Source organism: Thalassoglobus neptunius, from assembly GCF_007859735.1.
In the GTDB taxonomy this organism is placed as follows: Bacteria; Planctomycetota; Planctomycetia; order Planctomycetales; family Planctomycetaceae; genus Thalassoglobus; species Thalassoglobus neptunius.
Genome location: NZ_SIHI01000001.1, coordinates 2,196,645 through 2,211,575, shown reverse-complemented (window position 1 = coordinate 2,211,575; position 14,931 = coordinate 2,196,645). Strand labels below are relative to the sequence as shown.

The 14,931-nt window shown below is 54.0% G+C and carries 10 protein-coding genes; 7 read left to right on the top strand and 3 right to left on the bottom strand.

The window, feature by feature from the left end; all coding sequences use genetic code 11:
• Positions 1-3: 3 nt before the first annotated feature.
• Together KOR42_RS08720 and csrA are read right to left on the bottom strand one after the other, a co-directional pair.
• Positions 4-1,146, bottom strand: coding sequence for an MraY family glycosyltransferase (locus tag KOR42_RS08720; protein ID WP_197440993.1), 1,143 nt, complete (start codon positions 1,144-1,146; stop codon positions 4-6).
• A 102-nt stretch (positions 1,147-1,248) separates the two neighbouring features.
• Positions 1,249-1,455, bottom strand: a complete 207-nt coding sequence (gene csrA, locus KOR42_RS08715; protein WP_146508873.1) for a carbon storage regulator CsrA — start codon at positions 1,453-1,455, stop codon at positions 1,249-1,251.
• A gap of 649 nt (positions 1,456-2,104) precedes the next feature.
• Here csrA and KOR42_RS08710 point away from each other — a divergent pair.
• Entirely contained in the window at positions 2,105-5,845 is a 3,741-nt protein-coding gene (locus tag KOR42_RS08710; RefSeq protein ID WP_197440992.1) for a PVC-type heme-binding CxxCH protein, read from the top strand.
• A 70-nt stretch (positions 5,846-5,915) separates the two neighbouring features.
• On the opposite strand, the gene KOR42_RS08705 is transcribed toward KOR42_RS08710, so the two are convergent.
• A complete protein-coding gene (locus KOR42_RS08705; protein ID WP_146508871.1) occupies positions 5,916-7,748 on the bottom strand; it encodes a GntP family permease in 1,833 nt (610 codons plus the stop codon).
• Between the two features lie 452 nt (positions 7,749-8,200).
• Between KOR42_RS08705 and KOR42_RS08700 the strand changes: the two genes are divergently transcribed.
• The 6 genes from KOR42_RS08700 (at position 8,201) to KOR42_RS08675 (ending at position 14,897) form a co-directional block, all read left to right on the top strand.
• The gene (locus tag KOR42_RS08700) at positions 8,201-9,196 is read left to right on the top strand and encodes an oxidoreductase (RefSeq protein WP_146508869.1); all 996 of its coding nucleotides are present in this window, start codon (positions 8,201-8,203) and stop codon (positions 9,194-9,196) included.
• 66 nt (positions 9,197-9,262) lie between these two features.
• Positions 9,263-10,297 carry an SMP-30/gluconolactonase/LRE family protein gene (locus KOR42_RS08695; protein WP_146508868.1) on the top strand — a complete coding sequence of 345 codons (1,035 nt, stop codon included), beginning with the start codon at positions 9,263-9,265 and terminating at the stop codon, positions 10,295-10,297.
• Positions 10,298-10,302: 5 nt separating this feature from the next.
• On the top strand, positions 10,303-11,013 hold the full coding sequence (gene queC, locus KOR42_RS08690) for a 7-cyano-7-deazaguanine synthase QueC (protein WP_146508866.1): 711 nt from the start codon (positions 10,303-10,305) through the stop codon (positions 11,011-11,013).
• Positions 11,014-11,201: 188 nt separating this feature from the next.
• Positions 11,202-11,603, top strand: a complete 402-nt coding sequence (locus KOR42_RS08685) for a DUF5658 family protein (RefSeq protein WP_231740799.1) — start codon at positions 11,202-11,204, stop codon at positions 11,601-11,603.
• Positions 11,604-11,762: 159 nt separating this feature from the next.
• Positions 11,763-13,328, top strand: a complete 1,566-nt coding sequence (locus tag KOR42_RS08680) for a TrkH family potassium uptake protein (RefSeq protein ID WP_146508864.1) — start codon at positions 11,763-11,765, stop codon at positions 13,326-13,328.
• Positions 13,329-13,505: 177 nt separating this feature from the next.
• Entirely contained in the window at positions 13,506-14,897 is a 1,392-nt protein-coding gene (locus KOR42_RS08675) for a DUF1598 domain-containing protein (RefSeq protein ID WP_146508862.1), read from the top strand.
• Positions 14,898-14,931: the final 34 nt, after the last annotated feature.

The window sequence follows — 14,931 nt, the reverse complement described above, 5'->3', positions numbered from 1 at the left end:
TTGTCAGTTGTGCTGAGACGGAGCGGGTGGGTTTGGCTTCTCCTGATTGTTGGCGCGTCCCGCCGCCATTTCCAGAATAGAAACGATCACGAGCGTACACAAAACCAGGGCGATGACGAGCATCGCTCCACTCCAGTCATCAACGTGATACAGCAACAATGCTCCCAGCCCGGTTGTGAGCGTGGCGAAATGAACCGTGAGAACCGCGTTCGTTCTGCTCAGGCCGATGCCTGTCAATCGGTGAGAAAAGTGGCTTTTGTCCGGCTGAAACGGACTTCTGCCCTGACTGAGGCGAATCAGCATGACAGATGTGAAGTCGTAGAGCGGAACCGCAAGGATGCACAACGGAGCCAGAATCACATGTGTTTGCGAGACACCACTATCGTAAAACGTCCCCAGAAGCGTGAGGCTGGCGAGCATCATCCCGAGAAATGTGCTTCCCGCATCTCCCATGAAGATCGAGGCGGGCGGCCAGTTAAAAACAAGAAATCCTCCCAGCGATCCACTTAAGACGAGGAGTGCCCCACCGACCAGCCAACGCGGCTCACTCGTTCCGCTCAACATCACAGACGCAAACATCAGCGACGCAATCAGCCCGATCCCGGCGCTTAAGCCGTCCATATTATCGAGAAAATTGAGCGAGTTGATCAGCACCACGATCCACACCACGCTCACCAGCATCCCGAACCAGGGGACTGACACAAAAATCGTCGCGGATGTCCCGGTGAGCACCAGCATTCCCGCAACCAGAAATTGAACGACCAAACGAATCTTCCATGAGAGACCGAACCGATCGTCGACCAATCCCATCACGGCAAGCACAGTTCCCCCCGCCATCAGCGTCCAAAATTGCGGAGCCCGGTACTGGATTCCTTCGAAATGCGCTCTGAGCAACTCCGGAATCCAGTCGCTGGGAATCAAGCCTTGAATCGCGGCAGCTGCAAAGATCTGAGCAGCGAGAATCGGAAGCAGAAACCCGAAATAGATCGCGATCCCGCCTCCCAGTGGAGTCGGCGTGACATGCACTTTCCGGGCAGCAGGCTGATCGACAAGGCCCCACGTTTCGGCGTAGCGTTGAACGATTCGGGTCACGACGAACGAAATCAAGAATGCCGGGGCAATACATCCGACAATGAACCAGATCATGACAAGACTTTTCTGCCCGACTTGGAAGGGAAAATGGGAAAAGGCGTTGCCGCGTGAGGGGACACGGCAACGCCTCTATCGTGAACGGAAAACCGACGACCGTCAGGCTGTCGACTTTGCCGATGTCGCTTGACTGTTCGGGTTCTTCTCACGTTGAATGGCTTCATAAACTTCCTGCCGATGCACAGGGATCTCTGTAGGGGCTTGAATTCCAAGGCGGACTTTGTCCCCACGAATGTCCACAATCGTAACGACGACATCATCGCCGATCATAATGCTTTCATCTCGGTGGCGTGAAAGAACGAGCATCTTCCTGACTCCTCGCTGGGACCTTTCCGGACTGAGTGCCAGTGTCCGTAAGGTAAAAGGAAAGGTGAGTGGGAATACTTCTCACCGCCATGTGTTGACCTGCATGACAGTGGAAAGTGTTGAGTGATAGAGAGATGATCGACCAACGAGAAAGCAGGGAAAATTGAAAGGGCAGTGAATGTCGCGAGCCTGGCAAAGACAAGAAGGGATTACTGAATGTACCGGTTGTGCCGCTTCCGTTTCTTTCCAACATCCTCACTGTATCGATTGTGACCGTTGGGGGACCAGGTTCTCCAACGGCTGACACAGCGAAACCCTCACAGACATTCGGCATCTGTTGAACATCGGCAACGTGCGGACTGGGACGACGGCGATCCCGGATCCGTTGAAAACCGACGACTCTTGATTCATGATTTCAGGTGCAACACTGACGGATTCCCGTGGCACCTACATGCTGTCTCAGCCGCGACTCGGTACTCTTTCCGAAGGAAGCGTGAAGAGACAGACTGCCCGGATGTCCACCAATCAAACATTCATCGACCGGTCGGGGACGAACGCCCAACAGAGCATGGTCGATCCGCGAACTCGCTCTCCCCTGCCCCCTGAACCGGGTCGATTAACACACCCACCCCACTTCAAGGATTTCCACATGCCCACCATGAAAGTCTTCATTTTCTTGCTGACGACGCTCTGTCTCCTTCCGGCGGAAAACCAAGCTGCCCCTCCTGAGAATTTTGAATTCCGCGACAACGAGCGCATCGCATTGATGGGCGGATCGCTTGCCGAGCGAATGAATTTGTTCGGCCACTTCGAGACGATGCTTCACACGCGTTTTCCCGAGAAACAACTGGTCATTCGCAACTTCGGATGGCCTGCCGATGAAGTGGGCCTCCAACAACGACCTGACAACTACACGAAAATTGACACGCCGATCGAAGTTTTCGGGCCGGAACTTTTCATCTGCTTCTTCGGCTTCAACGAGCATTTCGCCGGTGATTCCCCAGAGGCGATTGCGAAGTTTCAGGACCAGTATCGGAACTGGTTCGAACAGACCAAACAAACGCACTCGAAGCCAGACCGGCCCGCTCGATTTATTCTTGTCAGCCCAATGGCCTTTGAATCAACCAACAATCCGCTATTGCCTGATGGCGAAGAGAACAACCGCGTTCTGAAACTGTACAGCGATGCGGTTCGGGAACTCGCTCAAGAAATCGACGCCCCGTTCCTCGATCTGTTCTCCCCAACACTTGACGAATTCGGCCAGGAACCGGGTGCCCAATTCACGATCAATGGGATTCATCACAACGAGGAAGGAGACCAACTCCTCGGAACAATTCTCGACCAGCAACTCTTTCCTGAAGCCGATCCAATCAACGTCGGTTCGGCCGGGTACGAACAGCTACGAAAAGTGGTCAACGACAAATCGTGGCTGCACCTGCAAGACTACCGCATGCTCAATGGCTGGTATGTGTACGGAGGCCGAAGAACCTGGGACACCGAAACATTTCCCGGAGAATATGCCAAGATCCGCAACATGGTCGCTGTCCGGGATCAGTACATCTGGGACCTGATCGCAGGCAAGGAGGTCCCTCCTCAACCGGACGATTCCACAACGGGAGAAGTCTTCATTCCGGAAACGATGTTCGGAACGCGGGACGAAGGGTTTCGGAAATTGCGAGAGCCCAAGACTCTCGAATACCCCTCCCCTGAAGAATCCATTTCTCAGATGAGTGTTCCGGAAGGCTTTGAGGTCAAACTCTTTGCTTCCGAGCGAGAGTTTCCGGAGCTGGCAAACCCGAACCAGATGACCTTCGACAGCAAGGGCCGCTTGTGGGTTTCCTGCATGATCAATTATCCGCAGTGGCTTCCCGGCTCAGCCCGCCCCGGCGACAAACTTTTGATCCTTGAAGATACCGACAATGATGGCCGCGCCGATGTCTGCAAGACCTTTTACGATCAGCTGATTTGCCCGACCGGCTTTGAGTTCTACGAAGACGGAGTTCTCGTCGTCGATGAACCGCGCATTCTCTTTCTTCGAGACACTGACGGAGATGATGTCGCCGACGAAGTGACTCAAGTTCTCGACGGCATCGCGACCGACGATACTCATCACGCCATGGGTGCCTGGGAATGGTCTCACGGCGGACTGCTCTACATGCAGGAAGGTGTGTCGATGTCGACAACTCTCGAAACACCCTGGGGACCGTTTCGAAATAAAGGACCTTCCGGTTCTTACATCCTCGATCCCAAGAGCTGGAAGTTCCGTCACTTCCGAACTCCCGGATACGGCAACCCTTGGTGCATGGTTTTTGATCGCTGGGGAATGGGAATCATTGGAGATGGAACGAACGCTCAACAGCACTGGACGAGTCCCCTGTCGGGATACCCCGTCTCCTCTCGACGAACGCTGCAACCCGCTTTTAATAACGAAGGAATGCGGCCAGCTGTGGGGAACGAGTTCCTATTCAGTCGACATTTCCCGAATGACGTGCAGGGGCAATTCATTTACGCCTGCGTGATCAACATGCACGGAATGCCTCGATTTACGCTTCACGATCAAGCTGGGACGGCTGGCTACGACGGGAAACGTGTCGACGACCTTCTCGATTCAACAGACAACTTCTTCCGCCCGGTTGATCCTCAAATTGGTCCCGATGGAGCACTCTGCTTTGGAGACTGGTGCAATGCCTTGATCGGGCACATGCAGTACTCCCAACGGGACCCGAACCGCGATCATGAACATGGCCGAATCTATCGATTGGTTCACACCGACACGCCGTTGATCGAACCGGCCCTTCAAAGCGATGCGACCATTCCGGAACTTCTCAACCAGTTGACCGCTTACGAACTCCGTACTCGCTATCGTGCTCGTCGAGAGTTACGTGCTCGCGATGAACAGGAAGTCCTGAAAGCAGTCAATGACTGGCTCAAGGAAGATCGAACCGAAGAAAAACTCTGCGAGGCACTCTGGATTCAGGAAAGCTTCCGTCAACTCGATCCGGCTCTCGTCAATCGACTCATGAAGGCGGACGACTTCCATGCCCGCTCTGCAGTAGTGCATGCAGTTGCGAACGAAATTGCCCGCTACGACAACGCATTCGAGATCTTCAAAACAGCTGTTCGTGATCCCCATCCGCGAGTGCGACTGGAAGGAGTTCGAGCGCTCAGCTTCGTTCAAACTCCGGAAGCTCTCGCTGTTTCACTGCAAGTCGTTGATCAACCGCTTGACTACTGGATCGAATATACGCTGGAACATACGCTTCAAGCACTGGCTCCATTTGCGGACTCGCTGCAGGGTGAGCAATCTCCGCTGGCCAATTCGAGCGATGCCGCCAGAAAGTACTTCGAAGACTTCATTCTCGCAGCGACTCCGGGCGGCAAAGCAATTCGTCCGCTTGCGATCGCTCAAGACTCCGAAGCCTCTCGTCGACAGCAACAGCGAGCGATTCAAACGCTGGCATCGATCCGTGGAGGGAAAGCGAATCAGGGGCAAGTTGTCTTCGAACGTGTCTGTTCGGCCTGTCATCAGCTTGGAGATCTCGGGAAACAATTCGGGCCTCGACTCGACGGAATCGGTGCACGCTATTCCCGCGAAGAGTTGATCACTCACATCCTGTACCCGAACGACAAGATCGCCAAAGGTTACGAAACGGTTCAGATCGCAACCGTCGAAGGGAAAGTTCTGAACGGATTCATTCTCGCGGAAACCGATGACAGCTTGACCCTCGGAGTCGCAACTGACGACGGAAAAGGGAAGCAGGAAGTCATTGCCAAAGAGGACATCGATGCACGCCGCGATATGAAAGCGAGTTCGATGCCTGAAGGTCTCGTCCGAACGATCGCTCCCGGTGAATTCCTCGACCTGATTGAGTTTCTGTCAGATCAAACCGGTTTCGTGATCCGGGACGATGGATGGATCGAAACCGGACTCGCCGACGTTGGGGATCTCAGACGGCATGGCGACTTCGAAGAGATCTCCCGGGATGCACTCCTCCAACTCGGCGAGGGCTTTCCCGATCATTGGTCTCAATATGCCCATCTGGTGCTGAGTGCCGTCGATCCAGGCAACCGCGAGTTCGCATTCCATTCGCCAAACAGTGCAACAAAAGACCCGGCGATCGGGATTCAGCTTGCGGCACCTTCCGAAATTCGTCACATCGAAATTCAGAATCGACGCAACCCGCAGTTCTACGAACGGGCACGCGATCTGGCTGTGTGGATTTCCGATGATGGAGAAAACTGGAAGCAAGTCTGGAAGTCATCCAAACCGGCTGAAAATTACGTCGTCGACCTGCCACCGGGAACCACTGGCCAATACGTGAAAATCGGATTGGACGGGAAGGGGATTCTCCACTTGAATCAAGTGGTCGTCTACGGAAAACGGCAGTAACAAACGAGCCGTCGCCCGACCTGAAAAATAGATGGACCTCCTCAATCGGTCATTGAGGAGGTCCGTTTTTTTATGCAGCCGGAAGCAAGGGAAGGAATTTCGAGAGCAGGATCGTTGTCGCGAAACTCACCAAGCTGAGAACGGCCAGCATCGGAGTCCAGGACCGAAGACTTTCGGACTCCGTGAGTCGCCCCATCTTCGTGAAGATCCAGAATCCGGAATCGTTCATCCAGCTGCCCATCAACGATCCTGCACCAATCGAGGTCGCGAGATAAACGGGATGAAACCCAAGTTCGACACCGCTGATCATCGACGCCAGCATTCCGGATCCGACGATCATCGCCGTCGTACTCGAACCCTGAGCGACCTTCAGCAACGCGGCCAGTGAATAACCGAGAATCAGGAATGCCATCCCGGTCGACGAAGAAGTGACGTCGCCGTTGGTGAACATCTCTTTGATTGCATCGCCGATTCCTGCGATCTTGAGCATCGCCCCAAACGCTCCCCCGGCGGCAGTGATCAGAATAATCGTTCCTCCGCTCATCAGGGCCAGTTCCACTGTTTCGGACATTGCTTTCAGTGTTGGCTTCTTCTGTCGGAAGACAATCCACATTGCGATAATCGTGGAGAACAACAAAGCGAGATTCGCATTTCCGAACAGCTTCGAAACATTCGCTGCCTGTCGCAATGGAGTATTCCAGTCGTGCGGACGAATCAGTTTCGGGAAGGTGACTTCCAAAAGCAGCCGATTGAATCGCTCACGTTCGTGGACTTTCATTGCATCGAGATCAGTTTGCGAAAGAGAACTGACGAGTGCCTCTCGTTCCAGTTCAATCGCTTGCTGCTCTGAAACTCCGTCCGCGTTGAGCGCTTCATCAATCTTCCAACTCTTGTCGATCACTTCATCAAAAGCTTGATTGTCATAAAGCATGGGGCTCTTCTGAACGAGCACATCGTTGAATGCAGTAATCACGCTCTGCTTCTGTTCCTCATCGAGGTTCGGTTCCTCGAAGAGCTCTCGGACGCTTTCCGGCAAGACGCTTGCGATCCGCTGAGCAGCAGGAGTGGCACCGGGTCCGACCAATGCCGCCTCAAACGCTGGCCAATCACTGATATCAGCGACCTGCAATTGGGGAGTGTGTTCCGCGTTCGCCAACGTATCGAGTGCAGTATTTGCAGAGATCAGGGCCACGGGCAGGACGACCGGCAACAGCGACAGCCACAACGGAGGAGTCGTTTTGGGGACTTCGGGAACATCATCTTCTGTCCCGACAACATGATCATCCCGAAATGGAATGTCGATCATCTTGTTGAGCCAGGCCGAAATCGCCAATCCAGCAATGGCAGCCGGAAGCGCGACCATCGCTCCGACAAGAATCATCGTACCGATGTCAATTCCCAAAGTCGTCGCCATGACGAGCGGCCCCGGCGTCGGCGGGACGAGGGTGTGCGTAATCGCTCCACCCGCTGCAATGGCGAGGATGTAGAGCAGATAGTTCTTGTTCGTTCTGCGGAACAACGAACGGGCCAACGGGACCAGCAAGTAAAAGACCGTATCAAAGAAGACGGGAACGGAAAGCACAAATCCGCTTCCCATCAGCGCCCACGACGCCCGCTTTTCGCCGAGCCAGCCGAGAAACGCCTGAACAATTCGATCGGCAGCTCCGGAGACCATCATGCACTCACCGATGATGGCAGCTAACCCAATCACGATGGCGATATTCCCAGCTGCGCTTCCGAAGGAATCAGCAACGCGAGAAATCTTGTCTTCGACAGCTCCCGGAGAAAGCAGACTGACAACAATCGCTGAAACGATCAACGCGAGAAACGCATTGACTTTCAGGATCAGAATGAGACCCAGAATGGTGACAATACCGATGGCGAGAATGAGCAGGGGATCCAAGAAGAATTCCTCATGAGTGGTACTCGAGCATCTTTCGTGTGAGTCTGCTTCGACATCTACGAGCAAACACAGCCAATGGCACGAGTCAACGTTTCAGGCGAGCGGACAAACGAAAGCAACTTGCTCCGTCGTGACCGTCTCGCATCGAATCTGTTCGATGTTTCCTGCACAGTTGAGTGGATCAATTGACGAACGTCAAACCCAACAGGCCCGCACGCGATTCTGAAATCTGCGAAATTGACGATTACATCAATGAATCGCAATGTCTGGGCCTGCCGCTGTGCGAGGATTCCGTCTCGAGGCGATCAAACCCGTCTCACGGAACAATCCTCCCCGAGAACAATCCTCACTGCGTTCAATCCTCCCACAACCCAGTCCGTGAAAAATCCTCGCTCCGTGACTATCATGGGTCACTGCAACGCTCAGCGAATTCTTGACCCACTGGAGACAACATGCAGGAGCGAACGACGAGTTGCTATCTCGTCAATCGAACTGACAAAACCGTCAATGCATCTGTCGCAACGACAAAGCTCGGGCCTCTCAAAGAAGGGGACGTCTTGCTCGAGGTGAGGCTGTCTTCACTCAATTACAAAGATGCGATGGCAGCCACCGGTCATCCGGGAATTGTGAAAAATTTTCCTCACGTGCCGGGCATCGATTCGGTCGGAGTTGTTGTTGAGAGTCAACACGATCGGTTTCAGCCGGGTGATGCGGTCATTGCAACCGGTCACGAGTTGGGAGTCGAACGCTGGGGCGGATGGTCGGAGAAGTTGATCTGCCCGGGCGACTGGCTTGTTCCGCTGCCTGACGGGATGACGCCGGAAGAAAGCATGATTCTGGGGACTGCGGGATTCACAGCTGCTCAGTGCGTGAGCGCGCTTCTTGATCACAACATCCTCCCGGAGCAGGGCCCCGTTGTCGTCACCGGAGCAACTGGAGGAGTGGGAAGCCTGTCCGTTGCGTTGTTGTCGAAATTGGGTTTTCATGTGCATGCAGTCACCGGAAAGACGGAAAAACATGACTGGTTGAAATCGCTGGGCGCGAAGGAAATTTCCGGTCGTGAACTACTGAGCCCAGAAAAGCGACCTCTCCTGAAAGGCGAATTCGCAGCCGGAGTTGATACCGTCGGAGGAGAAACTCTCGCGACGCTCATCAAGAAAACCCACCATCGAGGGTGCGTCGCGTGTTGCGGAGTCACAGGCGGCGCGGAACTCCCGTTAACGGTCTATCCGTTCATCCTCAGAGGCGTGACGCTTTCCGGAATCGATTCCGCATGGTGTCCCGATGACTTGCGAGTGGAAATCTGGAACAAACTCGCCAGCGACTGGAAGCTGGATCACCTTGATCAACTCAAAGTCCCACTGACTTTCGATGAACTCCCGAATGCAGTCGATGAAATTCTCGCTGGCAAGTTTTCCGGACGCGGTGTTGTTCAGATTGGTCAATAAAGAAGTTGATCAATAGATACGAATTGTGATCTCAATAAGAATTGACGTTCTCGAAGGAAACCGCAGATGAAATCGGAAGTCACGACAACAACCGGACTCGGGTTCATTCTGATGCTGATCGTGGGGAATTTCGCTGCTTCTGCGGCTGACAATCCCTCTTCACAATCGCAACCAATCTTCGCATCTGACGCCAAACTCGAACGTCTCTGGAACGACGGAGAGTTCACCGAAGGAGTTGCTGTCGGACCCGACGGCCGCATCTACTTCAGCGATATTGCAAGAACCGATCGTCCCGGAAAGATCATGCGGTTTGATCCAAAATCAGGCACGACGGACGTTTTCTGTTCGGACAGTGGTCAAAGCAACGGGCTCATGTTCGACCGGTCGGGCACACTCATCGCCTGCTGTGGCGCGAACGGAGGAAAGATCGCGCTCTGTCAAATCCAGGAAGACGGGAACGTTCAACCACTGGTCTCGAAATTCGACGGGAAACGATTCAATTCCCCGAACGACCTCGTCATTCATCCCGATGGTTCCATTTTCTTCAGTGATCCGCGGTATGTCGGTCCGGAAAAGTTGGAGCTTGATCACATGAGTGTTTTTCGGCTTAACCCGGAGACGAAACAATTGACGCGATTGAAGACAGGGATTTCGAAACCGAACGGAGTCGTTCTCTCTCCCGATGGGAAAACACTGTACGTTGCGGAAACAGACAATGGATCGACTGGGCAATCCGAAGATCACGAGCCTGCATCTCCGCCGCGGATGACGTTCAATGCATTTGATCTCCGAGAAGATGGTACGGTAACCAATCGACGTGTGCTCCGAGATTTCGGTGATCAAACGGGAATTGATGGCATGACTGTCGACGCAAACGGGAACGTCTTCGCAGCTGTGCGCAGCGAAGATCGATTCGGAATTGCCGTCTTCTCACCGGAAGGAGAAGAACTGGAATTTCTTCCCACTCCCGAACTTCCCACAAATTGCTGCTTCGGCATCGACGAAGATCAAACGTCGCTCTACATCACCGTCGGAACCGGACTTTACAGGGTCTCGACCAGCACCACCGGTTTCCATCCCGCTACGACAACGATCGATTAAGACCGATGAATTCAATCACGCGCCAAAACCGACCGGCAGTCGTCTTGCTCAGCGGCGGACTTGATTCCGCCACAGCCTTCGCGATCGCGAAGGACGAAGGGTTCACCTGTTACGCACTTTCATTCGATTACGGTCAGCGACACCGATTCGAACTGGAGGCAGCCCATCGCGTGGGAGAACACTTCGGCGTCGCTGAACACATCACGATTCCCATCGATTTAAGAAAGTTCGGGGGCTCTTCGCTCACGGACAATATCGATGTTCCCAAGGATCGCGATGAGGACTCCATGTCCGATGGAATTCCTTCAACCTATGTCCCCGCCCGAAACACCGTCTTTCTGTCACTTGCACTTGCCTGGTCAGAAGTCTTGAGCGCCTTCGACATTTTCATCGGCGTCAATGCTGTCGACTACAGCGGATATCCCGACTGTCGACCGGAGTTCATTGAACAGTTCCAAAAGACAGCCAACCTCGCCACGAAAGCGGGCGTCGATGGAGAAGGAACGTTTCAAATTCATAGCCCGCTGATTCACCTCACAAAGTCTCAAATCATCAAACGTGGCATCGAACTCGGTGTCGACTATTCCTTAACTCACAGCTGCTACGATCCATCTCCTGAAGGTGTGAGCTGCGGACATTGCGACTCGTGCCAACTTCGACAACGCGGATTTCAGGAAGCTGGGCTCACCGACCCGATTCGCTATCAGAGTGAATAGCGGATGTTGATGCCGTTCTGATTTCCCGTGCGTCGCCTCGGAATCAGAGTCGAATCTCTTTACAATGACCGTGCCCAATCGGGTTGGGAAATCATTCTCCGAGTCAATTCCTCCCCGTCTGGCGATCGATCCCACAGGATTGAATTCAGACGCATTGAGACATTTCGATCATTCACAGCAGGACAGCTATGAACCAGGATTCCGAGAATGCTGACGCTGTTTCGGAAGAAGGTGAGCACGAAGCAGAACGATCATGGTCTGATCTGCTCATTGGCCATCTTCCACTCGAAGCCGAAACCGCGATGTTCATTCTGGTGAACGTGCTCGATTTTCTGATGACTTATCTCCTTCTCTCAACGGGGAAGTTTCGAGAATCGAATCCCATCGCAGAGTTTTTCCTGCATCGCTGGGGGCCTGTTCAGGGGATGCTTTACTTCAAGCTTTCGCTCGTCGTTGTCGTCTGTGTCATTGCTCAAATCATCGCGTTGAAGAAGCCCGCCACTGCCCGCTGGCTGTTGAATTTTGGAACAGTGATTGTGGTCGGAGTGGTTGTTTACAGCCTCACGATCTTCCTTCGGGCTGGAACTTAAGCTGCATCACAAACGGGAAGCTGGGAGTAACGACTGACTTCGGGCTGTTCACAGATTCCTTGAAACGCTCGCAATCTTCAATCTCGACACTTACGCTGCATTCATTGTGTCGACCCATTGCGTCACAGGTCACACACTACTCTACAACGACGAATTTGTATGAACTGGCCTATTGTTGCACGGATGCTTGGACTGCTGGGACTGCTCGTGGGGGCATCCATGGCCTTCAGCCTGCCGTGGGCATTCCCTGCACTCGGACAAGTCGAAACCTTCGAAGCTCGCGGGTTTTGGGGACTGGTCTTTGCGATGCTTTGCAGCCTCGCAGTCAGCGGGGCCTTGTACGCCTGGGGACACCAGAGCAAGTCTTCGATCCTCAGGAAAGAAGCATTCGCCACTGTCGGGATGGGTTGGATTCTCGCGGGAATCCTCGGAGCACTGCCGTTTCTGTTTTCCGGAAGCGAGCGAGCACCTGGCGTCAAGATGACTCCCATCGATGCGTTCTTCGAGTCGGTCTCGGGTTTTACGACAACCGGGGCCTCTCTTCTGACTGAGCTCGAAGATCCCGAAGTGATTCCTCGCTGCGTGATGTTCTGGCGATGCTTCACTCACTGGCTCGGCGGGATGGGAATCATCGTTCTCTTCGTAGCGATCCTCGGACAACTCGGGGCAGGGGGGAAAGCGATGCTGAAACGCGAAGTCCCCGGACCGATCACTGAGTCTGTTCGACCGCGAGTTCAGGAATCTGCGATTGTCATGTGGACGATTTACGTCGTCTTCAGCGGAATCGAAACCGTTTTGCTGATGTCGTGCGGGGTCTCACTGTACGAAGCACTCTGTCACACCTTCGGGACAATGGCGACCGGAGGATTCAGCACTCACAACTCCAGCGTCGGGTTTTACAATGGAGGGCCGGTTGAGTTCATCATCATCATCTTTATGTTGCTCGCTGGTGTGAACTTCTCGCTGTATTACCTCGTCTTCCGACGGCATCACAAAGACAGCTGGACCAAGCGGCTGAAACATTTAACGAGCGATGCGGAACTGCGCGCGTATCTGTTAATCATTCTGGTGGTCACTTGCCTTCTGACCATCAGCCTCATGGTCAACGGCTATTACGCCAATCTGTTTGTGGCTTTGCGGCACAGCTTGTTCGCCACAGTCTCCATCATCACGACAACCGGATTCGGCACGGAAGACTTTTCCAACTGGAGTGAATTCGCCAAAGGTCTCCTGTTCGTGTTGATGTTTGTCGGAGGATGTGCTGGCTCGACGGCGGGGGGAATCAAAGTCATTCGCTGGGTTTTGCTCGGCAAGATCTTCATCCTCGAGATCGAAAAAGCGTATCGACCTAATGTCGTTCGCCCACTTCGGCTGGGAGGCATCGTTGTCGAAGAACGGATTCGCCACGATGTCGTCGTATACTTTTGCATGGTGCTGGTAATTTTTCTGGGAAGCTGGTTCCTTCTGATTACCATCGAACCGGACGATCTCTGGGAAACTCACGGAGACCATGGGATCGCGGAGAAACTTCTCGACTGCGGTTCTGCCGTCGCCGCAACACTCAACAATGTCGGCCCCGGTTTTGGAGTGATTGGCCCCACGGAGAATTTCGCGAACTTTTCGCAACAGGGAAAATGCCTTCTGACCATGCTGATGTTGCTCGGCCGGCTTGAGCTATTCGCTATTCTGGTCTTGTTAACGCCCCGCTTCTGGCGACAGCAGTAGCAGCCACGAAGAGCAGAACCGCAACCTCAACAATTCGAAAATCTCACTGATCAAGCTGTTGCGGAAGAGATTCTGTTCGCGTTTTTGATTGGGAGCCGGTTATGATCAACCTATCGTCGACGAACGGTCCGGATCCCCGATCGGGGAAATGAGTTCGCAAAAAGGAATCAACGATCCATGTGTGACACTCTCAAGATTCTCCTTTGCTGCGCAATTTTAGTGATCAGCCTCCCTTCCAACGTCCCGGCTCAACAGGCAGGCGGAGGGAATGGAAATGGAAACGGCAATGGGAACAACGGAAATCAGAACGTCGGCGGAATTCTGATCGACGCAGACGGAATCGTCAGGACCTCTCCAACACGAAGAATCTCACGCTCTGAGCTAAAAGACCTGCAATCCGCGTTCACAGAGCAACTCAGTGATCCCACATTGATCGAACAGAATGAAGCAAGAGTCCTCTCGCTGAAACAACTCGATCAGGCCCTCCGCTCCAGCCTTGCCAAAGATCCCGAAATCCCCCCAGCCATCGCCTATCTCGCTGGCCTTCAGCGAATTGATTACGTCGTGATCGATGTGGAACAACAAGACATTCGACTGGTTGGCCCCGCGGAAGGTTTCGGCCCAGGCCCGGACGGACAGATTCTGGGCAACACCACCGGACGACCTCCGATGAAGCTGGACGATCTTGTTGTGGCGCTTCGCTCGACGATCTCCGGACAAAACGAAATCGGAGTCTCAATTGATCCGACGAACGAAAACCTGTCGAAGCTTCAACGATTCGTGCGTGCGAACTCGAGTGTCACGTCCACCTCATCTGCCCAACGTCGCATCCGAACGATGGCCACGATTCTGGGGAACCAGCAGGTTTCGATCTGGGGAGTTCCCGACGATTCCCATTTCGCCCTCGCTCTCGTTGAGGCGGACTTGAGAATGAAACGCATTGCGCTCGGACTGGATCCTTCAAGAGTGCGGGGCATTTCCAGCCATCTCGCCCTTCTTCGCCCTCAGGGAAACAGCTTGCAGCGATGGTGGTTCATGCCGCTGTACGAGCCAATCGGCACCAACGCCGAGAAAACCGTCTTCGCGATCAAAGGTCAACGCGCCCAATTGATGGCTCAGGAAGAAATCTCAGATGCGACAGGAGACAGATCGGCCTCTGCCGTCACGCGAAAATCCACGGAACGTTTCGCTCAACAGTTCACAGCCCACTTCGAAGAACTCGCAGCCCGGCACCCCGCGTTCGCAGAACTTCAAAGCTTGTACGATCTGGCTCTCGCCGGAGCGTTGATTGACCAGAATTGGGATCGAGGGAATGTTGAGGATGTTTTCCCCGTACTGATGCAGGATGCTCGACTTCCGAAAGAGGTTTACAGCCCTCCGCGTTTCGTTGCCTCGAAGTCAACCACAAAGAAAGCCGGGGGCGTACTCCTCGGACTTGTCGGTGGCGTCACCATTGATGCGGGACGGGTGGCGCGAGACGTCCGGGACGAAGGGGTTTCCGCATTGCCGGGAACAGAGTCTCCCGCTCCGGAAGGAAGCTGGTGGTGGAATCCGCAGGAGAGCCGCTAAGACGCTCGCTCTCGACGAAAGCCGCTCTGACGAA